This is a genomic window from Streptomyces sp. NPDC058052 (assembly GCF_042885515.1).
GTDB lineage: Bacteria > Actinomycetota > Actinomycetes > Streptomycetales > Streptomycetaceae > Streptomyces.
The window spans coordinates 324985-348580 of record NZ_JBHVRX010000004.1; the positions used below are offsets into that span (position 1 = coordinate 324985).

Annotated in this window: 16 protein-coding genes and 1 pseudogene; 4 read left to right on the forward strand and 13 right to left on the reverse strand. The window is 74.9% G+C overall.

The annotated features are described in order from the left end of the window. Window positions 1-15 precede the first annotated feature (15 nt). From ACFVU3_RS08300 to ACFVU3_RS08315, 4 genes are all read right to left on the reverse strand, one after another. Entirely contained in the window at window positions 16-1143 is a 1128-nt protein-coding gene (locus ACFVU3_RS08300) for a hypothetical protein (protein ID WP_390064759.1), read from the reverse strand. Between the two features lie 185 nt (window positions 1144-1328). Beyond that, window positions 1329-2879 (reverse strand): protein kinase, encoded by a 1551-nt coding sequence (locus tag ACFVU3_RS08305; protein ID WP_390064760.1) that lies wholly within the window; start codon window positions 2877-2879, stop codon window positions 1329-1331. Then, entirely contained in the window at window positions 2876-3505 is a 630-nt protein-coding gene (locus ACFVU3_RS08310; protein WP_390064762.1) for a hypothetical protein, read from the reverse strand. The genes ACFVU3_RS08305 and ACFVU3_RS08310 overlap by 4 nt, the downstream gene beginning before the upstream one ends. A gap of 50 nt (window positions 3506-3555) precedes the next feature. Next, window positions 3556-5613, reverse strand: a complete 2058-nt coding sequence (locus ACFVU3_RS08315; protein ID WP_390064764.1) for an N-6 DNA methylase — start codon at window positions 5611-5613, stop codon at window positions 3556-3558. 187 nt (window positions 5614-5800) lie between these two features. Here ACFVU3_RS08315 and ACFVU3_RS08320 point away from each other — a divergent pair, with 187 nt between their 5' ends. Then, complete coding sequence (locus ACFVU3_RS08320) at window positions 5801-6511, forward strand: hypothetical protein (RefSeq protein ID WP_390064766.1); 711 nt, start codon at window positions 5801-5803, stop codon at window positions 6509-6511. 54 nt (window positions 6512-6565) lie between these two features. Here ACFVU3_RS08320 and ACFVU3_RS08325 read toward each other — a convergent pair whose 3' ends face one another. Genes ACFVU3_RS08325 through ACFVU3_RS08335 form a run of 3 tightly spaced genes read right to left on the reverse strand, consistent with a single transcriptional unit; the run spans window position 6566 to window position 9050 of the window. Further along, a complete protein-coding gene (locus ACFVU3_RS08325) occupies window positions 6566-7327 on the reverse strand; it encodes an N-acetyltransferase (protein ID WP_390064768.1) in 762 nt (253 codons plus the stop codon). A gap of 52 nt (window positions 7328-7379) precedes the next feature. Then, on the reverse strand, window positions 7380-8141 hold the full coding sequence (locus ACFVU3_RS08330; RefSeq protein WP_390064914.1) for an HNH endonuclease family protein: 762 nt from the start codon (window positions 8139-8141) through the stop codon (window positions 7380-7382). 45 nt (window positions 8142-8186) lie between these two features. Continuing rightward, a complete protein-coding gene (locus tag ACFVU3_RS08335; protein ID WP_390064770.1) occupies window positions 8187-9050 on the reverse strand; it encodes a hypothetical protein in 864 nt (287 codons plus the stop codon). 98 nt (window positions 9051-9148) lie between these two features. Between ACFVU3_RS08335 and ACFVU3_RS08340 the strand changes: the two are divergent. Beyond that, window positions 9149-9709 (forward strand): annotated as a pseudogene (locus tag ACFVU3_RS08340) (TetR/AcrR family transcriptional regulator); the annotation flags it as partial. Window positions 9710-9848: 139 nt separating this feature from the next. Here ACFVU3_RS08340 and mfd read toward each other — a convergent pair. The 3 genes from mfd to ACFVU3_RS08355 form a co-directional block, all read right to left on the reverse strand. After that, window positions 9849-13376, reverse strand: coding sequence for a transcription-repair coupling factor (mfd, locus tag ACFVU3_RS08345; RefSeq protein WP_390064771.1), 3528 nt, complete (start codon window positions 13374-13376; stop codon window positions 9849-9851). Window positions 13377-13643: 267 nt separating this feature from the next. Further along, window positions 13644-16217, reverse strand: a complete 2574-nt coding sequence (locus ACFVU3_RS08350) for an ABC transporter permease (RefSeq protein ID WP_390064773.1) — start codon at window positions 16215-16217, stop codon at window positions 13644-13646. Next, a complete protein-coding gene (locus tag ACFVU3_RS08355) occupies window positions 16214-17002 on the reverse strand; it encodes an ABC transporter ATP-binding protein (RefSeq protein ID WP_390064774.1) in 789 nt (262 codons plus the stop codon). Before ACFVU3_RS08355 ends, ACFVU3_RS08350 begins: the two co-directional genes overlap by 4 nt. A 253-nt stretch (window positions 17003-17255) precedes the next feature. Here ACFVU3_RS08355 and ACFVU3_RS08360 point away from each other — a divergent pair, with 253 nt between their 5' ends. Both ACFVU3_RS08360 and ACFVU3_RS08365 read left to right on the forward strand, forming a co-directional pair. Beyond that, the gene (locus tag ACFVU3_RS08360) at window positions 17256-18881 is read left to right on the forward strand and encodes an MFS transporter (protein WP_390064775.1); all 1626 of its coding nucleotides are present in this window, start codon (window positions 17256-17258) and stop codon (window positions 18879-18881) included. 68 nt (window positions 18882-18949) lie between these two features. Further along, window positions 18950-19510 carry a nitroreductase family protein gene (locus ACFVU3_RS08365; RefSeq protein ID WP_390064776.1) on the forward strand — a complete coding sequence of 187 codons (561 nt, stop codon included), beginning with the start codon at window positions 18950-18952 and terminating at the stop codon, window positions 19508-19510. Between the two features lie 54 nt (window positions 19511-19564). Here ACFVU3_RS08365 and ACFVU3_RS08370 read toward each other — a convergent pair whose 3' ends face one another. The 3 genes from ACFVU3_RS08370 to ACFVU3_RS08380 form a co-directional block, all read right to left on the reverse strand. Then, the gene (locus ACFVU3_RS08370; protein WP_390064778.1) at window positions 19565-19942 is read right to left on the reverse strand and encodes a VOC family protein; all 378 of its coding nucleotides are present in this window, start codon (window positions 19940-19942) and stop codon (window positions 19565-19567) included. Between the two features lie 10 nt (window positions 19943-19952). Further along, on the reverse strand, window positions 19953-20957 hold the full coding sequence (locus tag ACFVU3_RS08375; RefSeq protein WP_390064779.1) for a cellulose-binding protein: 1005 nt from the start codon (window positions 20955-20957) through the stop codon (window positions 19953-19955). Window positions 20958-21093: 136 nt separating this feature from the next. Beyond that, a complete protein-coding gene (locus tag ACFVU3_RS08380; RefSeq protein WP_390064781.1) occupies window positions 21094-23592 on the reverse strand; it encodes an SUKH-4 family immunity protein in 2499 nt (832 codons plus the stop codon). Window positions 23593-23596: the final 4 nt, after the last annotated feature.

The following is a 23596-nucleotide window of genomic DNA, read 5'->3' on the forward strand; positions in this document are numbered from 1 at the left end:
GCGCCGCTCTCCGACTCAGCCCCTGACGCGGAAGTCCTGCACCGGCGGGACGTCGAAGCGGTCGGTGTCCGGTGTCCGGCTGTTGGCGCTCGACGCGGTGAGGGGCGCGTGGACGAGGGCCGCGGCGGCCAGCAGGCCGAGGCCGCCGCTCACCGCGCCGGAGACCACGTCCAGGAGGACCGGGGTCAGGGCCGCCAGCGCCACCGCCAGGCTCAGGAACATGCGGCCGTGGACCTCCGGCCGGAAGGCGGGCAGCGGGCGGAGCGGACGGGCCGCCAGGCCGGGGACGGTGGGGCGCAGGTGGGCCGGGTCGGTGAGGTAGCGGTCGGTGTGGTCGAGCGCCGCCCAGCCCCAGACCATCGCGCCGGTCTCGGAGACCATGGCCACCGGGTAGGCGGGCCGGCCCTTCCGGCGGGCGACCGCGAGGACCGTCTCCCAGCGCGCCGGCCACATGACCCAGACGTGCTCGCCCCGGGAGGCGGCGGCGAAGCGCGAGAACGGGCCGATCCCGCTCGGGCCGAAGGCGCCCTCGCTCAGCGGCTGGGTGCCGTAGTACGCGCCGTGCTCGTCGCGGAGCCTCAGCATCTGGACGACCGACGGGGTCGGGTCGACGAGCTTGCGGTGGTCCTCGTCGATGATCCGCACCCACTGGCCGGACTCCAGCACGAAGCGGACGGCGTACACCTGGCCGGCCGCGGCGTCCTGGGCCAGGAACCGGTGCCGTTCGGGGAACGGGCGGACGAGCGCCCTCCACAGCGCCGGCAGGGTCAGCAGGGCCCAGAGGACCAGCGGGAGGGCCCAGAGGACCATCCACGCGTCGCCCACCTCGCCCCAGGAGGCGAAACGGTACGCCGCGAAGGGCGTGATCCCCGCGAGCGACGTGCTCACGACCGCGTACCAGTCCACCGGATCGCGGTGCAGCACGGACGGCAGTCCCGGCCAGGGCCGCGGCGCCGGCCGGGGCACCGGCCGCCCCCGGGTCGCGAGCGCCCACGCGCCGGCGCACGCGGCGCCCGCGACGAGCGCGGCCAGCACGTCCCAGCGGGGACCGTCGGCCCGGTCGTGCGCCAGGGAGAGGACGAGGGCGACGGCGGCGCAGCCGAACGCGGCGGCGCGCAGGACTTCGGTGGCGGTACGGCTCACGGGCGGTCTCCCGGTCGGTCCGGCGGAGCCGGGCGGGGCGTGGTCGGGTCTGGGACGGGCGGGGTCGGGGGCGGGGCGTGGTCGAGGGCCGGCCGGGCCGGACCGGGTCGTACGGCCGTCCGTCCCGGTGCGGACCCGCGCGGTCACCGGAAGGTCCGGCTCCCCGTCACGGGCGCCCGCACCGGTCAGGCGTGGCGGCCGAGTTGACGCTGGTGCTCCAGGGCGCGGCGGAGCTCCGCCGCGAGCGGGTGGTAGGGGCCGTAGAGCCGCTCCGCGTCGAGGAGGAGCCGGTGCAGCTCGGCCCGGCCCTCCTCGTGCTGCCCGGTCGCGACGAGGAGCAGGCCGGTGCGGCGCCGGATGTCGAAGGCCCGGCCGGGGTCCTGCGCGGGGCCCTGCTCGAAGGCGGGGAGGACCGCGCGGAAGGCGGCGAGGGCGTCGGCGGTCTCGCCGAGCTGCTCCAGGCAGAGCGCGATGTCGTAGCGGAACTGGGCGTTGCCCGGGTCGTCGGCGGAGAGCCGGCGCAGTTCGGGCAGGGCGCGCCGGTACTGCCCGTCGTCGAGCAGGGTGGAGGCGTACTGCTTGCGCAGGATCCGGACGATCGGGGACGCCTCGCCGTGCGCGGCGGCGGCGGCCGGGAGGATGCCGCCGAGCATGTCGACGGCCTGGGTGAGGGCTCCTTCGCCGAGGAGCCGCTTCACCTCCTCCACGGCGCCGGCCACGTCGGTGCTCCGGGGCGCGTGGGCCGGGACGGGGGGCTGGGCCGGGACGGCGATCCGGGGGTCGGCGGCGGCCGGGCGGGCGGCCTGGACGGGGGCGGCCGGGCGCGGCGCGGCGGGCCAGGGGGCGTGCGGGCGGAGGAACGGGCGGGTGGGGTCCATGGGGCCCGAGGGGGTGCCGCGGGCGGGGAGCAGCGGCAGCAGCGCCTCGTACACCTCGTGGGCGCCGGAGGGGCGGGCGGCCGGGTCCTTGGCGAGGAGGCGCAGGACGAGGGCCTCCAGGAGCTCGGGGACCTCGGGGCGCACCTGGCGGAGCGGGAGGGGCGGCTCGTACAGGTGGCGGTGGAGGACGCCGAGGGCGGTGGAGCCGGCGAACGGCACGTTCCCGGAGAGGAGTTCGTGGAGCAGGACGCCGAGGGCGTACAGGTCGGTCTGCGGGCCGACGGCGCCGCCCATGGCCTGTTCGGGCGCCATGTAGGCGGGGCTGCCGATGGGTTCGCCGGTGTGGGTGAGGCGGGTGGTGTCGGAGTCGAGGACGGAGGCGACGCCGAGGTCGAGGACGGTGACGGTGCCGTCGGGGCGGATCATCACGTTCCGCGGCTTGAGGTCGCGGTGCACGATCGGCACGGCGTGGACGGCGGCGAGCACCGCGCACAGCTGGGCGGCGACGCAGACCGCCCACTCCCAGGGGTAGGGGTCGTGCTCGGCGAGGTGGTCGGCGAGGTCGGCGCCGTCGACGTACTGCATGACGAGGTAGAGGTCGTCGGCGTCGCTGCCGGCGTCGTGGACGGTGACCAGTCCGGGGTGGTCGACGTGGGCGGTGACCCGGCACTCGCGGACGAAGCGGCGGCGCAGTTCGTCGGCGGCGGTGGCGGGGCCGGTGAGCGCGGCGGGGCTGAGGAGCTTGACGGCGACGCGGCGGTCGAGGCGGGTGTCGTACGCGGTCCACACCTGGCCCATGCCGCCCTGGCCGATGACGGTGGCGAGCTCGTAGCGCCCGCCGACGACCCGTCCGTTCACTTCTCGCCCTCCTTGCGGAGGAGGTCGCTGAGCTCGTCCAGTTCGGCGCGGACCTGGTCGATGCGGGGGGAGGGCGGGGGTGTGGGGGCGTTCACGGGGGCGTTCACGGGGGCGGCGGGGGCGGCCGGGGGCGGCGGGGTGCTCGCGTACGGGTTGGGGACGGGGGCGGGGGCCGGTCCCTGCGGCGCGTACGGGTGGGGGCCGGGGGCGGTGACGGCCGTCGCCGGGTTCACGGGCGGGTAGCCGTACGCGGGCGCGTGGGGCGCGGGGTACGGGCCGGGCGCCGCGGCCGCGCGGTGGTGGCGGATGTCCGTGGCCAGGTAGTACCAGGCCACGCCGGCGCCCATGGCGAGGATCAGGCCCGCGCCGACGTCGCTCTTCCAGGAGTTCGCGAACTGCTCCTGGAGGAGGACGAAGCAGCCGATGGTGGCGGCCAGCTGGGTCCAGAAGAGGGCCCAGTCGCGGACGGTCCGGCGCATGATCGCGAGGCGGAGCATCGCGACCCAGGCGAGCAGGCCGAGGGAGAGCACGACGGCGGCCGTCACGAGCGCGCGGACGGCGACGGTCCCGGCGGACGGGCGGCCGCCGGGTCTCGGCGCGGGAGCGGCAGGCATCTGTCCGTACATGCGAATTCCCCCCAGGGACGGCTGTTCAGGCTACGAGATTAGCCCCGTCCTCACCCCGGCTGAACGCTTCCGTCCGCGAGCCCGTCGTACAGGCCCTGGACCAGCTGTTCGCCCAGCCTGGCGGTGAGCCGCAGGGCCTCCTCGAACTCGGCGAGGGAGCGGTAGCGCGCGCCGTGCCGGCGCTGGTCGGCGAGGGGCAGCCGGGGCAGCTGGAGGCGGCGGACGTCGAGCCTGGTGGCGGTCGAGGCGAAGCTGCTGGCCTGCCGGTTGTTGGCGGTGCCGCGCAGGAAGCCGGCGAGGAACCAGGGGTCGAGCGCGTCCGGGTCCGGGCGGAGCAGCTGGAGGCTGCGGCCGAGGGCGGCGCCGGCGGTGGCGGCGTCGACGACCCGGGCGGACGGGCCGCCTCCGAGGACGGGGACGACGACGTCGCCCTCGCGGACGAGGACGGGGTCCTCGGCCTGGCCGTCGGGCGCCTCCGGGAGGGTCCCGGAGGGGACGCCGCCGGTGAGGACGTCGTGCTCGGTGAGGACGGGGACCTCGCGGCCGGCGGGGGCGGCGCCCTGGCCGCCGGTGCGGAGCTGGAGGGCGCCGGTGCGGGCCAGTTCGCCGACGGTGGTGAGCGGCCGTGGCGCGGGGCGGGCGGACTCGGGGACGGGGGCGAGGGTGAGGGTGCGGCGCAGGGTGGCGTCCAGGCGCTCGCGGACGGCGGCGAGTTCGGCGGCGGAGCCGCCCGCGTCGGGGGCGGTGAGGTAGCGGGCGGGGGCGAGGTCGACCTCGTCGTCGAGGAGGTCGATGACGGGGACCGCGCGGGCGAGGGTGTCGTCGACGGCGCGGCCCGCCCAGGCGTCGAGCACCGCGTTCTGCAGGGCCGTCCAGGGGAGCTTGTCGCGGCCCGCGTCGGGCACGAGCCCTGCGGTGTCGACGAAGAGGGCCTCGGCGGGGGGCCGGCGGTCGGCGGCGGGGCGGACCAGGACCCAGAGGTGGAGCGGGATGCCGTACGGGGGCGCGGCGCCGGCCGGGAGGGCGACGACGGCCCGCAGGGCGCCGCGGCGCAGGAGGTCGGCGCGGATGCGGCGGCCGGAGCGGCGGGAGGCGACGGCGGGGGGCATGAGGAGGACGGCGGTGCCGCCGTCGCGGAGCCGGGCCAGGGCGTGCTGGACCCAGGCGAGCTCGGACTCGGTGCGGGCGGGGAAGCCGTACTCCCAGCGGGGGTCGTAGGCGAGTTCGTCGTGGCCCCAGGCACGCTCGTTGAACGGCGGGTGGGCGAGGACGGTGTCGGCGCGCAGGTCGGGGAAGGCGTCGGCGCGGAGGGTGTCGCCGGCGGCGGAGCGGATGTCGGCGTCGCCGTGGAGGGCGAGGCGGAGCGCGGAGAGCGCGGCGAGCCCGGGGTCGGCGTCCTGGACGGCGAGGGTGGCGGGGTGGCCGGCGGCGCGGAGGAGGCCGCCGGTACCGGAGGCCGGGTCGAGGAGGACGCCGGCGGGCGGGTCGCCGGCGCTCGCGGTCGCGGCGGCCGCGAGGGCGGCCATCAGCTCGGCGAGCGGCGGCGGGGTGAGCGTGTACTGGCGGGGGTTGGCGTCCAGGTGCCGGCCGAGGAGGAACTCGAACGCCTGCCGGGGGCCGCCCAGTTCGGCCGCGAGCTCGACGGCGGCGCGGAGCAGCGGGACGGCGGGGGCGAGGTCGCCCGCGGTGGGGGTGGGGACGGCCCTGGGGACGCCGAACCGGAGGGTCAGGACCTCTTCGAGGGCGCCGGTCAGGGCCTGGGCGAAGCGCGGGTCGGGGAGGGCGGCGAGCGCGGCGGTGCCGGGGGGCCGCTCCCGCAGGAGCAGCAGGACGCAGCCGGTGTGGACGAGGCCGGTGAGGGTGCCGGCGGGGTGGCCGGCGAGCTGCTGCCAGACGCGCTCGCGGAGCGGGACCTCGGCGAGCTTGCCCTGCTCGCGGAGCCACCGCTCGACCTCGGCGAGGGAGAAGGAGGGGCTGGTCTCGGTGCCGCCCACGGGCTTGGGGAAGTCGGTGTGGCGGCGGCGCCAGTTGCTGACGGCGGCCCTGCCGACGCCCGCGAGCCGGGCGATGCCGGCGGCGGTGACCTCTGTAGCGCTGTCCTCGGGCACCAGGACCCTCCGTCCTCCCGCTCGTACGACTCGTGAACGACGAGCATACCGATCGCAGGCGTTCACGGCGTGAGCCGAGACGATCCTCGTGAACACTGTTGACTCGGTTCACAGACTCTGCTGTGATTACGTCATCGAAACACGGAGTCCACAGGAATCCCTCGACACCTGAAAGGTGTTCACACCCATGTCGAAGTCGCAGCGCAGCTGGTTCGCCCGCCACAAGATCCTCACCGCCGCCGGCGCGGTCGTGGTCGTCGTCGCCATCGGCGCGGCGATGGGCGGGGGCGGGGACGAGGGCACCACCGAGGCGAAGCCCTCGGCGACGGCGTCCTCGGGCGGGAAGGCGACGGAGTCCGGCGCGAAGGCCCCGGAGTCGAAGGCGCCGGAGAAGAAGGCCGTCACGATCGACGGGGACGGCGACTTCGAGGTCGGCTCCGACGTCAAGCCGGGCCTCTACCGCACGACGGGCAACGAGGACGCCCTGTGCTACTGGGAGCGCTCGAAGGACGCGACCGGCGAGCTCGACTCGATCCTCGCGAACGACAACGTGACGGGCACGGCCTACGTCGAGATCAAGAAGAGCGACAAGTTCTTCAAGTCCACGGGCTGCTCGGCCTGGGAGGCCGTGGACCCCAAGGCCACCGGCACGCCCAAGGGCACGCTCAAGGGCGACGGCGGCATGTTCAAGGTGGGCGTCGACGTGGCGCCGGGCACCTACAGGTCCACGGGCAACAAGGACGCCGAGTGCTACTGGGAGCGCTCGAAGGACGCCGGCCACGGGGTGAACGGCATCCTCGCGAACGACAACGTGACGGGGACGGCGATCGTGAAGGTCTCCGCCACGGACGGCTACTTCAAGTCGGTCGGCTGCGGCGACTGGACCAAGACGTCCTGACGCCGCCGCGCCGCACACCGCCCGCGGCGGGACGGGCGGAGGGGTGCCGGAGGGTCAGCCGGCCGAGACCGGGTGCCGCACCCACACGTTGGGCTCGACGTAGACCGCGTACCCGCGCGCGGCCTCGCAGTGGACGGGCACCAGCGCGCCCGGGACCTCCACCGGCCCCTCGGTGTCGAAGGGCAGCCCGGTCCACTGCCGCCACTGCTCCAGGGAGCCGGAGATCGTCATCGACGCGGGCGCGACCGCCTCGATCCGGCCGCCCGCGCGGACGTGCACCCGCAGCCACGGATCGGCCGGCAGTCCGTCGGACTCCCGGGTCCGGAAGGCGTACTCGTGGATGGAGGCGGCGGCCTCCAGGTGCTTGCCGTTCGGCCGGACCGGCGCGACCAGCTCGGAGAAGCCGAGCCGGCGCACGTTCTCCCGCATGGCGGAGAGCATCGCGTGCGAGACGCCCTTGCCGAGCATGCCGGTGTCGACGGTGATCTCCAGCGCGCTGACCGTGTCGGGCTTCCGGCCGTGCCGCAGGTCGGAGAAGGCCCACAGCACCACCTCGTCCCAGCCCCGGGCCGGCAGCGTGCCCCGGCCCTTCTCGTCCAGCCGGAAGGGCACGCTGAAGCCGCGGGCGACGACCGCGCCGTCCGCGTCGGTGGCGACGAGCACGTGCTCCGGGAACTCCCGCACGACCTGTCCCATGTACGACCAGCTGACCGGGTCGTACATCGTGAACGCCGGCCAGAGGTCCTTCATGGACCACATCGCCCCTTCGAGTCCGGGGCGCTCCGCGAGTGTGGTGATCGTCAGTTCCTGGTCCATAGCCGCAGGTTAGAGGCGCCTCGACAACCAGCCAACCGATTATCGGACCGGCTCATCCGCCGCACTGGCGCAGCATCGTCGTCCGGTCCGCCGCGGTCACCGGCAGCTCGTACTTCTCCGCCACCTGCGCGAAGCGGACCGCGTAGGCGCAGCGGATGCCCTTGGCCGGCGGCAGCCAGGAGGCAGGACCGGAGTCCCCCTTGGCGGAGTTGGCGCGGCCCTGCACCGGCAGGAGGTTGAGCGGGTCGTTGGCGAGCCGCTCGCGCTGCGCGTCGGACCAGCGGGAGGCGCCCATCCGCCAGGCGTAGGAGAGCGGGACGACGTGGTCGATCTGGACCTCGGCGGCCTTCTGCTTGCGCCAGTCGATGGTGGTGCCGGTGTACGGGTCGTCCAGCGTCATCGCCACGACCACGCAGTCCGAGCCGTCCCGGAAGCGGAGCTCCCGGCCGTCGCGGCGGAGCAGGTCGTTGCGGGTGTCGCAGCCGTTCCGCGCGAACGGCACGCCGTCGGCCCTGTCCAGCCAGGCGTGCCCGAACTCGTCCCGCGCGTACCCGGTGCGCGGCCCCCGCCCCTTGGTGGCGAGCCCGTCGATGAGCGTCCGGGCCCGCGCCCGCTCGTCCTCCGCCGTCACCGCCGCGAGGCCCGGCCGCGTGCCGTCCGGGTTCCGGAAGGGGCTCGTGACGCGGGCGCCGGACGCGGAGCCTCCGGACGACTCCTGGCCGGCGTCGCCGGGCAGGGCGCACCCGGAGAGGAGGACGAGCCCGGACAGCAGGGCGGCGGGCACGGCGGCGGGGTGGAGCCTTCGGCGTATCAGCACCCGGGAATCCTAGGCGCAAAGACGCCGATAGTGATCATTTCATCAGATCTTGCCGATCCCGAGCGTGTTGTCCGAAGGCAGCAGCCCCGAGCCGATGGCGGCGAGCCAGGGCCCGCCGAGGAGCTCCGAGAGGCGCCCGACGGCGTCGGGGCCGAGCGCCTCCCAGGGAGCGGCGGCGCGTTCGTCGGTGTGCCGCTCGACCTCGGCCCGCAGCTCCCGCCCGGCCGGCGTGGCGGCTCCGCCGGCGTCGACCAGCCCCCGCGCGGCCAGCCGCTCCCGGGCGGCGGCCCACTCCTCCTCGCTCCAGCCGCGGCTCGCGAAGACGCTCTCGGGCGCGGCCCCGACGGCGGCGAACGACACCAGCGCCTCGACCGGGTCGAGGCCGGCCGTGAGCAGCGCGGCGACGTGCCCGTCGCCCCGGTGCTCGCGGAGCAGGGTCGCGGCCTGCCAGAGCACGAGGTGCGGCGCGTCGGCCCAGGGCAGTTCGGCATGGGCGGCGGCGAGCGGCCGGCCGGCGGTGTCCGCGGCCTCGGCGGCGCGGCGCGCTAGCGCGGCGGCCTCGCCGAGCCCGGAGCCGCCGGGCCCGGAGACGTCGAGCAGCCCCCGGTAGGCCCGGTCCACGCCCCGCAGCCGCGCGGCGAGCACCTCCCCGGGCGCGGCGACCTCCCAGGCGGCGGGCACGTACCGCGCGACCATGGCCGGGCTGAAGCTGTAGAAGGCGGAGGCGACCCGGGCGGGCCCGACGGCCCCCAGCGGCGCGGCCCGCCAGGCGAAGTAGGAGGGCCAGCGCTCGCCGGTGTCGTATCCGAGCGCGGCGGCCTCCTCGAAGACCTCGGGGGCGTAGTAGTGCAGGGCGTGGAGCGGTTCGAGCAGGTGCCACATCTGTCGTACGCGAGCGGTGTCCATGGGGACCTCCGGGACGGCGGGCGCGAATCTAGCCACTGACAAGACTGCTCCCGGACGGGGGAACTTGTCAATGACTAGATGCGGGCTAGGCTGCTGCCATGACATCGCGGAGCACGGAGCGGAACAGCTACCACCACGGCGACCTGCGACAGGCGGTCCTGTCGGCCGCCCTCGACGTGATCGCGGCGGACGGCCCCGGCGCCCTGAGCCTGCGGGACCTGGCCCGCCGGGCCGGCGTCTCCCACGCCGCCCCCGCCCACCACTTCGGCGACCGGACGGGCCTCCTCACCGCCATCGCCGCCGAGGGCTTCGGCCTGCTCGCCGACGCGCTGGCGGGCGGGGCCACCCTGGCGGACCGGGGCCGCCGCTACGTCCGCTTCGCGGCCGGCCACCCGGCCCACTTCCAGGTCATGTTCGCCCCCGGCCTGCTGCGCGCCGGCGACCCGGACCTCACGGCGGCCCGCGAACGGGCCGGCGCCGAACTCCGCGCCGGCGTCACCGCCCTCCCCGGCCGGGACGCCCGCGCCACCGGCATCGCCGCCTGGTCGCTGGCCCACGGCTTCGCCACGCTGTACCTCACGCACAACGTGGACGCGGCCGTGGGCACCCTGCCCCCGGAGGAGTACTTCGCCTCGCTGACGGGCTTCCTCACGGACCCCGGGGGCCCCGTCTCGGACCCCGGGGACACAGCCACGCCCCCCGGAGACCTCACCGCGCCCCCCGGAGCCCCCGTCACGAACCCCGGAGACCCCGTCACAGACCCCGGGAACGCCCCCGCGAGTCCCTGAACCCGGCCGGTCAGTCCAGGATCGTCGTCAGGAACTCCCCGGTCCACGCCAGCAGTTCGCGCCCGACGAGCGGCTTGCCGCCGATCGGGCGGGTGGCCGGGCGCGGCACCAGGATCTGGTGGACGGCCGGCTTGATCACCGACTTCGGGTGGAGCCGCTTCAGGCGCAGCTCCTGCGACTCTCGGAGCTCCACCGGGGCGAAGCGGATGTTCGGGCCCTGGAGGACGATCTCGGCGACCCCGCAGGCCCGGGCCAGCATCCGCAGCCCGGCCACGAGCAGCAGGTTCTCGACCGGCTCGGGCAGCTTGCCGTAGCGGTCGGTCAGCTCCTCCCGGACCGCCTTGACGTCCTCCTCCGAGTTCGCCGAGGCGATCGCCCGGTACGCCTGGAGGCGCAGCCGCTCGCCCGGCGCGTAGTCGTGCGGGACGTGCGCGTCGACCGGCAGCTCGATCTTGACCTCCAGCGGCGGCTCCTCCTCCACCCCGCCCTCCAGCGAGGCGCGGTAGTCCGCCACGGCCTCGCCGACCATCCGCACGTACAGGTCGAAGCCGACGCCCGCGATGTGGCCCGACTGCTCGCCGCCGAGCAGGTTGCCCGCGCCGCGGATCTCCAGGTCCTTCATGGCCACGTACATGCCCGCGCCCATCTCGGTGTGCTGGGCGATGGTCGCCAGCCGCTCGTGCGCGGTCTCCGTGAGCGGCTTCTCCGGCGGGTAGAGGAAGTAGGCGTAGCCGCGTTCGCGGCCCCGGCCGACGCGGCCGCGGAGCTGGTGCAGCTGCGAGAGGCCGAAGTTGTCACCGCGCTCCACGATCAGCGTGTTGGCGTTGGAGATGTCGATGCCGGACTCGACGATCGTCGTCGAGACGAGCACGTCGAACTTCTTCTCCCAGAAGTCGACGACGACCTGCTCCAGGGCGCTCTCGCTCATCTGGCCGTGGGCCGTCGCGATCCGCGCCTCGGGGACGATCTCGCGCAGCCGGGCCGCCGCGCGGTCGATCGAGTCCACCCGGTTGTGGATGTAGAAGACCTGGCCCTCGCGGAGCAGTTCGCGGCGGATCGCCGCGCCGATCTGCTTCTCCTCGTACGGGCCGACGAAGGTGAGGACCGGGTGCCGCTCCTCCGGCGGGGTGGTGATGGTGGACATCTCGCGGATGCCCGTCACCGCCATCTCCAGGGTCCGGGGGATCGGGGTCGCGGACATGGTGAGGACGTCGACGTTGGCGCGGAGCTTCTTCAGCTGCTCCTTGTGCTCGACGCCGAAGCGCTGCTCCTCGTCGACGATGACGAGGCCGAGGTCCTTGAACTTGGTCTCGGAGGCGAAGAGGCGGTGGGTGCCGATGACGACGTCGACCGATCCCTCCCGCATCCCCTCCAGGGTCGCCTTGGCCTCGGTGTCCGTCTGGAAGCGGGAGAGGGCGCGGACGTTGACGGGGAACTGGCCGTACCGCTCGGAGAAGGTGCCGTAGTGCTGCTGGACGAGCAGGGTCGTCGGCACCAGGACCGCGACCTGCTTGCCGTCCTGGACCGCCTTGAACGCGGCCCGCACCGCGATCTCCGTCTTGCCGTAGCCGACGTCGCCGCAGATCAGCCGGTCCATCGGGACCGTCTTCTCCATGTCCTCCTTCACCTCGGCGATCGTCGAGAGCTGGTCGGGCGTCTCCGCGTACGGGAAGGCGTCCTCCAGCTCCCGCTGCCACGGGGTGTCGGGGCCGAAGGCGTGGCCGGGGGCCGCCATCCGGGCGCTGTACAGCTTGATCAGGTCGGCGGCGATCTCCTTGACCGCCTTCTTCGCCCGCTGCTTCGTCTTCGTCCAGTCCGCGCCGCCGAGCCGGTGCAGGGTGGGCGCCTCGCCGCCGACGTACTTGGTGACCTGCTCCAGCTGGTCGGTCGGGATGTAGAGCCGGTCGCCGGGCTGGCCGCGCTTGGCGGGGGCGTACTCGACGAGCAGATACTCGCGGGTGGCGCCCTGCACCGTCCGCTGCACCATCTCCAGGTAGCGGCCCACGCCGTGCTGCTCGTGCACGATGTAGTCGCCCGCCTCCAGGGTCAGCGGGTCGATCGTCTTGCGGCGCTTGGCCGGCATCCGCTGGCCGTCCTTGCCGGCCGCCTTCTGGCCGGACAGGTCGGTCTCCGTCAGCACGGCGAGCTTCAGCGCCGGGTCCACGAAGCCGAAGTCGATCGAGCCGCAGGCCACGTGGACGACCGCCGGGTCGACGTCCTCCAGGTCGGCCGCCAGACGGGCCGGGATGCCCTCGCCGCCCAGTACCTCGACCGTGCGGGAGGCGGGGCCGTGGGCCTCCGTCACGTACACCGTCCGCCAGCCGTCGGCCAGCCAGCCCTTGGTGTCGGCGAGCGCGCGGGCCGTGTCGCCGCGGTACGTCTCCGGGGCGTGCATGCCCAGGGTGAGGGTGTCGGCCTCCTGGTCGAGGCCGGCCGCGAACGGCGACACCGACCACCACATCATGCCGAGTTCCCGCGCCCGGTCCCGGACGTCCGCGATCCCCCACAGGGAGGCCGCGCCGACGTCGATCGGCGCCTCGCCGCCGCCGGCCGTCGCCGCCCACGACGCCTGGAGGAACTCCTGGCTGGTCGCGACGAGGTCGGCGGCCCGGGTGCGGACCCGCTCGGGGTCGCAGACCACGGCCATCGACCCGGTCGGGAGGACGTCGAGCAGCAGCTCCATGTCGTCCACGAGGACCGGCGCCAGCGACTCCATGCCCTCGACCGCGATGCCCTCGGCGATCTTGTTCAGCATCTCGCCGAGCTCCGGGTGCTCCTCGGCGAGGGCCGCGGCCCTCCCCCGCACCTCGTCCGTCAGCAGCAGCTCACGGCAGGGCGGCGCCCACAGGCCGTGCTCGGCCACCTCCAGGGAGCGCTGGTCGGCGACCTTGAAGTACCGGATCTCCTCGACGTCGTCGCCCCAGAACTCGATCCGGAGCGGGTGCTCCTCGGTCGGCGGGAAGACGTCCAGGATGCCGCCGCGGACCGCGAACTCGCCGCGCTTCTCGACCAGCTCGACCCGGGAGTACGCGGCGGCCGCGAGCCCCGCGACGACCTCGCCGAGGTCCGCCGTCCGCCCCGACCTGAGCGCCACCGGCTCCAGGTCGCCCAACCCCTTCACCTGCGGCTGGAGCACCGACCGGATCGGCGCGACGACCACGCTGACGGGCCCCGCGGCCGGGTCGTCCGGGCTCGGGTGCGCGAGCCGCCGCAGCACGGCGAGGCGGCGGCCGACGGTGTCCGAGCGGGGCGAGAGCCGCTCGTGCGGCAGGGTCTCCCAGGACGGGTACTCGACGATGGTGTCCGGGTCGAGGAGGGAGCGCAGCGCCGCCGCCAGGTCCTCGGCCTCCCGGCCGGTCGCCGTCACCGCGAGCACCGGCCGCCCCGAGTCCCGGGCCAGCGCGGCCACGGCGAAGGGCCGGGCGGCGGCGGGCCCGACCAGGTCCACGTGCGGGCGGTTCCCGTCGAAAGCGGCCGTCATCGCCTCCTCAAGGGCCGCGTCCTTGACGACGAGGTCGAGCAGACCGTGCAGGCTCATGGGGCTTCCATCCCGGTACGTACGAGGGTGAACGGACAAGCGGACAGGCTGACGAACAGGCAACGCGAACGACCCGACACGTCGCACGGGCCGGGGCCTCCACCCTACGACGGCGCCGGGCCCCCGGCGCGGGGGATCGCACCCGTCCGGCGGGGCGGATCGCCCGCTCCGCCGGTCCCCTCCCCCGCGCGCCGGTCCCGGCCGTCCGGACAGCCGTACGGCCCCGGTGCGGAAAGCCGCTCCGGGGCCGTGCGCCGCCTCGCGGGATCAGTCGCTCGCGATGGCGTTCAGGACGTTCATGCGGCCCGCGCGGAAGGCCGGGACCAGGGCCGCGAAGAGACCCACGAAGGCCGAGCCGACGAAGACCGTGACGATCGTCGGCCACGGGATCTCCAGGACGCCGAAGCCCTCCAGGGCGAGGAGCTTCTGGGCCGCCGTGCCCCAGCCCATGCCCAGGCCGAGGCCGAGCAGGGCACCGAAGAGGGCGATCACCACCGACTCCAGCCGGATCATCCTCCGCAGCTGGCGGCGGGAGAGACCGATCGCCCGCATCAGACCGATCTCGCGGGTGCGCTCCACCACCGACAGGGCCAGGGTGTTCACGACTCCCAGGATCGCGACGACGATCGCCAGCGCCAGCAGGCCGTAGACGATGTTCAGGAGCTGGCCCACCTGCTTCTGGAGGGCCTCCTTGTAGTCGGCCTGGTTGGAGACCTTGTACTGCGGGTACGGCGCGAGCGCCTTCTTCAGCGCCTCGTACGCCGCCTCCTCCTGCCCGTCCTTCGCGCTCGCGAGGAGCAGCGCGCTGGCCGGCATCCGCTCGGCCGGCAGATGGGCGCGGGCGGTGGTGACGTTCGTGTACATGGCGCCGTTGTCGACGTTGCCGCCGTCCACCGTGATCGCCGCGACCTTCAGCTTCGCCGTCGATCCGTGGGCGAAGGCGACGGTCAGGGTGTCGCCGACCTTCACGCCGTGCGCCGTCGCGTAGTCGCTGCCGACGGACATCGCGCCCGGGCCGTAGGCGGCCGCCAGGTCACCGGAGGCGACCTCGCGCTTCAGGTCCCCCGGGTACGACGGCTCGGTCGCCGCCAGCCACTCCTTGGAGACCGCGCCGCGCGCGTCGGTGATCCGTACGTCGACGGGGCGGTACTCGGTGACGTGGTCGAGACCCGCGGTCTTCTCCACCGCGGCCTGCGCCTGCGGCACGATCGGCGCGCCCATCTGGTTCTGCACGATGTAGTCGGCGCCGACGGACCGGTCCAGCTCCTCGGTGGCCGAGGCGACCATGGAGGAGCCCACGACGGAGAGGCAGGCGACGAGCGCCAGGCCGATCATCAGGGCGGCGCCGGTCGCGCCGGTGCGGCGCGGATTGCGGAGCGCGTTCCGCTCGGCCATCCGGCCGACCGGACCGAAGATCCGCAGGACGACGACGCCGAGGGCCCGCACGACCCCGCCCGCGAGGACCGGGCCGATGACGACGAAGCCGAGCAGCGACAGGACGACGCCGAGACCGAGCCACAGGGAACCCGTGCCGGCCTTCTCGGCCTGGGTCGCCGCCCACAGCGCGCCGCCGCCGGCGAGCGTGAGGAGCAGGCCGAGGGCGGCGCGGACCCGTCCGGCGCGCCCGTCGGCCGGGGTGCCGGCGTCGCGGAGGGCGGCCATCGGGGAGACCTTGCCGGCCCGGCGGGCCGGGACGTAGGCGGCGAGGACGGTGACGAGGACACCGAGGGCGAGGCCGACGACGGGGGTGGTCCAGGCGACGGTGAGGTCGCGGGTGGACAGGTCCATGCCCATCGAGGACATGAGCTTCATCAGGCCGACGGCGAGGCCGACGCCGGCGGCGACGCCCGCGACCGAGCCGATCACGCCGAGCAGGACGGCCTCGACGAGCACGGAGCGGTTGATCTGCTTGCGGCTGGAGCCGATGGCCCGCAGCAGGCCGATCTCGCGGGTGCGCTGGGCGACCAGCATGGAGAAGGTGTTGACGATGAGGAAGATGCCGACGAGGAAGGCGATTCCGGCGAAGCCGAGCATCGCGTACTTCATGACGTCGAGGAAGCCGGCGACGTCCTCGCGGCCCGCGTCGGCGGCCTCGGCGGCGGTCTGGAGCTTGTATCCGTCCCCGAGCGCCGCGGCGACGTCCGCCTTCAGCGTGTCGTCGGCGACGCCCGGCTTCCCGTCCACCATCACCTGCGTGAACAGGCCCTCCTCGCCGAGCAGCTGACGCTGCGCGGTGGCGGTGTCGAAGTAGACGACGGTGGCGCCCGGGTTGGTGACCTTGAACTCGACGATGCCGGAGATCTTCGCGGTGAAGTCGCCCGCGGCGGAGATCGTCCGGAGGGTGGCACCGAGCGTCAGGCCGTGCTTGTCGGCGGTGCCGCGGTCCACGACGACGTCGGTGGGGCCGCGCGGCTCGTGGCCCTCGGCGAGCTGCACCGAACGGAGCTCGTACGGGCTCCAGTTGACGGCGATCGTCGGGGCGCCGCTGGTCGGACCGACGTTCTTGTCGTCCTTGTCGACGACGGTGATGCCGAGCGAGGTGACCGAGCCCTGCGCCGCGGCGACGCCCTTCGCCTTCCGCACGTCGGCGACGACGGAGGCGGGGAAGGACTCGGGGCGGCCGGTGTCCGGGGTCTCGTCCTCCGGGTCGGCCTGCTTCGGGGAGACCGTCACGTCGGAGGCGGTGACGGCGAAGAGCTTGTCGAAGGTCGTGTTCATCGTGTCCGTGAAGACCAGCGTGCCGGACACGAACGCGACGGAGAGGAGCACGGCGACGGCGGAGAGCGCCATCCGGCCCTTGTGCGCGAGGAGGTTTCTCAGCGAGGTGCGGAAGACGGTCACGACGTCCGCCCGCGCGCGTCGAAGTCCTTCATCCGGTCGAGGACGGCCTCGGCGGTCGGACGCTCCATCTCGTCCACGATCCGCCCGTCCGCCAGATACAGCACGCGGTCCGCGTACGAGGCGGCGACCGGGTCGTGGGTGACCATGACGATCGTCTGCCCCAGCTCGTCCACCGACTGCCGCAGGAAGCCGAGGACTTCGGCGCCGGCCCGCGAGTCGAGGTTTCCGGTCGGCTCGTCCCCGAAGATGATCTCCGGACGGGCGGCGAGCGCCCGCGCGACGGCGACCCGCTGCTGCTGCCCGCCGGACAGCTCGGTCGGCCGGTGGCTCAGCCGCCCGGCGAGCCCGACGGTGTCCACCACGCGGTCCAGCCAGGCCCGGTCGGGCTTGCGGCCGGCGATGTCCATCGGCAGCGTGATGTTCTCCAGGGCGGTCAGCGTCGGCAGCAGGTTGAACGCCTGGAAGATGAAGCCGATCCGGTCCCGGCGCAGCTGGGTGAGCTTCTTGTCCTTGAGCCCGGTGATCTCGGTCTCGTCGAGGAAGATCTGCCCGCCGGTGACGGTGTCGAGACCCGCGAGGCAGTGCATCAGGGTCGACTTGCCGGACCCCGAGGGGCCCATGATCGCGGTGAACTGGCCGCGGGCGATGTCCACGTCGACGTGGTCCAGCGCGACGACCCGGGTCTCCCCCGAGCCGTACGCCTTGACGACCTGTCGCGCCCGCGCGGCGACGGCCGTACGCCCTCCAGTACCCCCGTGCCTGGGGATGGTCACAGCCGTGGTCACGGTTTTCTCCTAGGGATGGTGTGGGACGGCGAAAGAAATGGCGCATGGGACGGTGCGGACGGCGGCGCGGCCGGTGGGCCCAGGACCGCCGTATAAGAACAAGCTAAGAACCTCCCCCGCCCCTTCTCGTCCTCCGCCGGGACGACCGTCCCCTGGCTCGCATGGGGGAGGTTCCCCTAGGGGTTCCTCCGCCCGTGGTCGGAGTGAGACTCTGGGCCCGCACATTTAGGTGTACGAAGAAAGGAAGGGCCGCGTGGTGACGGACGGGAGCACGTCCCCGGGACGGACCGCCCAGGAGAAGCCGCCCGCGGACCGCCGCCGCGGCGCCGTCGTCGCCGCCCTCATGCTCTGCATGGCGCTCGCCGCCCTCGACGGCACCATCGTCGCCACCGCCGTCCCCCAGATCGTCGGCGACCTCGGCGGACTCTCCGTCTTCTCCTGGCTGTTCTCCGGCTACCTCCTCGCCGTCACCGTCACCCTCCCCGTCTACGGCAAGCTCAGCGACACCTTCGGCCGCAAGCCGGTCCTCGTCGCCGGAACGATCCTCTTCCTCGTCGGCTCGCTGCTCTGCGCCGCCGCCTGGAACATGGCCGCCCTCATCGCCTTCCGCGTCGTCCAGGGCCTCGGCGGCGGCGCCCTCCAGGGCACCGTCCAGACCATCGCCGCCGACCTGTACCCGCTCAAGGAACGCCCCAGGATCCAGGCGAGGCTCTCCTCCGTCTGGGCCACCTCCGCCGTCGCGGGCCCGGCCGTCGGCGGCCTCCTCGCCGGATACGCGGACTGGCGCTGGATCTTCCTCGTCAACCTTCCGGTCGGCGGCCTCGCCCTCTGGCTGATCGTCCGCCACCTCGGGGAACCCGCCCGGGCCCCCCGCACGACCCCGGTCCGCATCGACTGGCCGGGCGCGCTCGGCGTCTTCGCGACCGGCGCGCTGCTGCTCACCGCCCTCGTGCAGGGCGGCGTCGCCTGGCCGTGGCTGTCGGCCCCGTCGCTGGGGCTGCTGGGCGGCGCGGCGCTGCTCGCCACCGCCACCGTGGCCGTCGAACGCCGGGCGGCGGAACCGATGATCCCCGGCTGGGTGTGGCGGCGCCGCACGATCGCCGCCGTCAACGTGTCCCTGGGCGCGCTCGGTCTCCTCATGGTCGCCCCGACCGTCTTCCTGCCGACGTACGCCCAGTCCGTGCTCGGCCTCGGGCCCATCGCCGCCGGGTTCGTCCTCTCCGCGTGGACGCTCAGCTGGCCGATCACGGCCGCGTTCTCGAACCGCGTCTACACCCGCATCGGCTTCCGGCTGACCGCCGTCCTCGGCATCTCGGGCGCCCTCGTCTGCCTCCTCGCCTTCCCGTTCCTGCCCTATCCGGGCGAGGCGTGGCAGCCGGCCGTCCTGATGCTGCTGCTCGGCGGCTGTCTCGGCTTCTTCCAGCTCCCCCTCGTCGTGGGCGTGCAGTCCACCGTCCCGTACGAGGAACGGGGCACCACCACCGCGTCCGTCCTCTTCTGCCGCCAGGTCGGGCAGAGCGTCGGCGCGGCGGCGTTCGGCGCGGTCGCCAACGGCGTCCTCGCCGCCCGCCTCGGCGCCGGCGCGGACCTCGACGCCCTGGCCCGCTCCCTCGACACCACCGACGCCATCCGCCGCGCCGTCGACGCGGCCGTGGACTGGGTCTACTTCGGCGCGGCCGGCGCCGCGGCCCTCGCCCTCCTGGCCCTCCTCACCCTGGCCCCCCGCCGCTTCCCGGTGCTCCAGGAGACGGCGCCGGAGGACCCGGAGCGAGGGGAGGACCCGGAGCCCCGGCGGACCGCGGCCGAGGACCCGAAGCCGCGGACGGCCGCGGCGGAGAACCCGGAGCGACACGGACCGGGCACGCCGCCGGAACGGTGACGGAGCCGGGCGGCGCCGCCGTCCGGCCGGGCGGAATACGGTCGGGCGGCGGGGAGTTGGAGCGGGTCATGCGACGCGACCCGGGAGCGCACGGCGCCCTTCACCCCCTGTTGGCGGGACGGTACAGCCCCTCCCGGTTCGACCCGGCGGCCGCCGTCGACGACCACGCCCTGCACCTGCTGCTGGAGGCCGCCCGGTGGGCGCCGTCCGCCGGGAACTCCCAGCCCTGGGGCTTCCTCCCCGCCCGGCCCGGCGAGCCGGAGCACGAACGGCTGGTCCGCCACCTCGCGCCCAGTTCGGCCCGGTGGGCGCCGGACGCCGGGCTGCTCGTCGTCACGCTGACGCGCCGCCACACCGGCGACCCGGAGCTCCTGTACTCCGAGTTCGCCGACTACGACCTCGGCCAGGCCATCGCCCACATGACCGTCCAGGCCCAGGCCCTGGGCCTGGCCTCCCACCAGTTCCGCGCCTTCGACCTGGAGGGCCTCACCAAGGAACTGGAGCCCGCCCCCGGCTGGGCCGTCGTCTCCATGATCGCCCTGGGCGCCCCGGCCGGCCCCCCGCCGTCCCACCGCACCCGCCGCAGCGTCGCCGACCTGCTGGCGGCACCCTGGGCCCCCGCGGAGTAGCGCGGCGGGCCAGAAGGCGGTGCCGTTCCCGGGCCAGGTCCGCCTCCCCGCCGCTCACGCCTGCCGAGGGGGCCTGACCGAGAGGCAGAAGGGGTGGCCCGCCGGGTCCAGGAGGACGCGCCACCGGTCGGGGCGGGGCTGGGGTGCGGGGAGCGTGGCGCCGAGGGCGGTCAGTCCGGCGACCGCCTCGTCGAGGTCGTCCACGTCGAAGTCGAGGTGGAGCTGCTGCGGGACCGCGCCGTCCGGCCAGGTCGGGGGGCGGTGGTCCTCGACCCGCTGGAAGCCGAGGACCAGGCCGTGTTCACCCACCAGCCCCGCGAAGCCGGCGTCGGAGCGTTCGTGCAGGGGCAGGCCCGTCGCCTTCGCGTAGAACGCGGCGAGGGCGAGCGGGTCGGGACAGTCGAGGTTCACGGCCGTGAGTCGCATCTGCATGGGCGGGAGCCTAGGTGTCGGCCCGCGTCCCGGTCCCGGGGTTTTCGCCGCCCCCGGGCCTGCCGGTCTCCCCCGCCCCGTCCGTCTCCCCCGCCCCGTCGGTCTCCCCGGCCTTGTCCGTCTCCCCGGCCTTGTCGGGTCCGGGTTGCGGGGACGCCGCCACCGGGCGGCCGGTCAGCGCCGCCAGCGAGTTGCGGATGTGCTCCATGTGGGAGTGGATCTCGTCGCGCGCCTCGTCGTGCTCGCGCAGCACCCGCTCCGTCTCGCGCTCGACCCGCTCGCCCTTCATCCGGGCCTCCGCCAGGAGCTCCCCGGCCTTCGCGTCGGCGTCCTCCTGGCCGTGCCGGGCCTCCTCCTCGGTGCGGGCGAGGGCGCGGCGGGCCTCCTCCAGGCGGGCCTCAGCCTCGGCGACCTGTGCGGCGTGGCGGGCGTCGAGGGCGGCGGCGGCCGCGTCGGCGGCGCGGTCCGCCTCGGTGCGGCCGGTGCGGTGCTCCTCGGCCTGGTGGGCCAGAAGCTCGGCCGCGCGGTGCCCGGTCTCCTCGTACGCCTCCGTCGCCGCCGCCCGGGCGCCCTCGGCGTCGCGGCGGGCGACCGTGCCGAGCTCGTCGGCCCGTTCGCGGGCGGTCTCCAGGGCCGCTCGGGCCTGCGCCTCGGCCGCGGACCGCACCCCCTCCGCGTAGGCGCCGGCCGACTCGCGGGCCTCGCGGGCGGCCGCGTCCGCCGCCTCCGCGACGGCCTGGGCCTCCGCCTCCGCAGCGCGGACGAGCCGCTCGTCCTCCTGCTCCGCGAGCTTCAGGATCTGCTGGGCCGCCTCGCCCAGGGACTCGTACCGCTGCGGCTTCAGCGCCGCGACGGCCTCCCGCAGCGCGGCCCGCTCCGCCTCCACCTCCTGGGCGAGGACGGTGAGCCGTGCGGCCCGCTCCCATGCCTCGTCCCGGTCCTCGGACAGTGCGGCGAGGTGGAGGTCGACCTGCTCCGGGCGGTACCCCCGACCCCGTCCGACGGCGAAACTCATCCCTGGCGCCCCTTCCTACGGTCCCTTCCAGGATGCGCCATAAGAACGGACAAAAGGCGCCCGACGTGATCACACATCGAGCGCCCTTCGTCACATTCTGCTCTGACATGCCATCAGAGACACCGCCGGACCGGCGTCAGAGCAGACCGTCCCACATCTGCTCCAGCAGCACCGACCACCAGTTCTCCGGCGACGACAGCGCCGCCGGATCCAGCATCGCCAGCTGCGCCTGGAAATCGACCGTCCAGCGCCCCGCCTGCTCCGGCGTCAGCCCGAACCGCAGCCGCCACATCCGGCCGAGCAGCGCCATCGAGCGCGTGAACTCCGGCAGACCCGTGTTCACGAACTGCGGCGGCACCGACGCCCCGCCCGGACCCGCCTCCACCGGCACCGCCACGATGTGCGCGGTCCCGTACTGCACACAGATCGCCCGGCCGAAGTCCGACCCCAGCACCAGGTACGAACTCGCGTCCGCGGACGCCTGCACCTGCCGCTGCTGCGCCAGCTCCGCCAGCGTCGGTACCACCGGCATCGCCGGCTGCGCCCAGAAGAACGGCCCGAAGTCCGCCGGCAGCCCCGCCCACATGAGCGTCACCGCCACCAGCTCCGGCACCCCCTGACGGGACACCGCCCGCTGGTCGAACCGGAGGATCCCCGGCCCGAACGCACCCGCCAGCTCCTGCGCCACGCCCTCCGGCGGAACCGGCGGCGCCGGCTGCACCTGCGGCAGCGGCGCCCGTACCGGCGCGGGACGCGCCGGACCGTCCGCCACCTGGTGCAACTCGCCCTGGTGGGTCAGAAGCTGACGCATCCCCTGCTGACGGCCCGCGTGATCCCGGCCGTACGGCGCGATGCTGGTGATCCGCGCCTGCGGCCACGTCTCACGGATCATCCGCGCGCAGTAACCACCGGGCAGCTCACAGGACTCCAGCTCCGTGTGGAGCTCCAGCACCTGCTGCGGCGGCACACCGAGCCCGCGCAGCTCGTGCAGGATCTGCCACTCCGGATGCGGGGTGCCCGGCGCCGAACGCCGGATGATCTGCTGCTCCGAACCGTCCGGAGCCCGGTACCGCAGCACCGCCTGGTACCCCGGACCCACCGTCGGCACCCCGGCCGGCGGCTGCTGCGGATACCCGTACGCCGGGGCCGGCCCCGGAGCACCCGGCCCCGGAACGGGAGTCGGAGCCGGGCCGGGCGGCTGCGGCGCCGCCGGAGCGGGCCCCGGCGGAGGCACCGGCGCCCCCGGACCCGCCGGACCCGGCTGGGCCAGCATCGTCGGCGCGTGCTCGATCCCGTGCGCCGGCGTCCCCGGACCACCGGGAGCACCCGGCGGCGGAGGCGGAGGCGGCGGCGCGGCCGGACCACCACCGGGACCGGCCGGCCCCGGATGCGCCAGCATCGTCGCCGCGTGGTGCACCGGCTGCGGAGGCGTCACCGGACCCGGCGGCGCCGGCGGCGGAGGCGTCCCCGGCTGCCCCGCCGGAGCGGGCGCGGGCGGCGGCGTCTGCGCCATCAGCTGCGTCGGCACGTACCCGGACGCGGACCCACCGGACGACGCGCCCGGGACCCCCGGCACCCCCGGCGGAGGCGGCGGCGCCACCGGCCCGCGGGCCGCCTTCTTCGGCGGCAGCGTCGCCTTGCTCGTCGCCGCGTCCGCGATGTCCCCGGCCCCCGCGACCGCCGGCGGAGCCGCCGGAGGAGGCGGCGTCGCACCCGGCACCACCGGCGGCGGCGTCGCACCCGGCGGCGCGGGCGCCGCCGGGTCCAGCCGCGGCGCCACGGCCGTCTTCGGCAACGCGCTCCCGCCGTGCATCAGCGCCGTCGGCGCGTCCGCGCCCACCACCGGCACCGGCGCGTCCTCGTCGTCGGCCCCCGACAGCGGCGGCGCGAACACCGTCGCCGGCAGCGGCACGCCCTCCACCCCGCCGGAGCTCGCGTTGGCGTCCACCCACGGACTGCCCGGCGACGCCGGGACCCCGTCCATGGCCGTCGGCTCGAACTCCGCGTCCGACTCCTCGGACGACACCGAGGACGACGGAAGGGAGGAGGACGAAGGGGACGAGGAGGCGGACGAGGACGACGGCACGGCCGACAGCGGCGTCGGCGTCGCGGGCGTCTCGGACCCCGCCGACACCGCGCGTCCCTCCGACGCCCCGGACTCCGCCGACGACACCGAACCCGCCACCGCACCGGTGTCCGGCTCGGACTCCGGCTCCGCCTCGCCCCGCTCCTCCTGCGACGCGTTCGGCCGCTGCGGCAGCCCGATCTTGTCCGCCGCGTCCTGCAGCCACTCCGGCGGACTCAGCAGGAACGACGTCTGGTTCAGATCGATCCGCGCCGGCGGCACCGACGGAACCGGCTCGGCCGACTCCTCGGCGACCCCGTACTCCTCCTCGTACCGCCGGATCACCTCACCCACCGGCAGCCCCGGCCACAGCGTGGCCTCACCCGAGTCCCGCGCGACCACCAGCCGCTGCCGGCCCGTGTCCGCCGTCGGACCGCCCTCGCGGTCCTCCGCCCACGCCACGAAACCCAGCGCGAACTCCCGCACCCGCACCTCCTGGTGCTGATACGGAGGCAGATCGCCGTTGATCCACTCCTCGGCGCGCTCCTGCGCCTGCGCGAACGTCACCACAGCC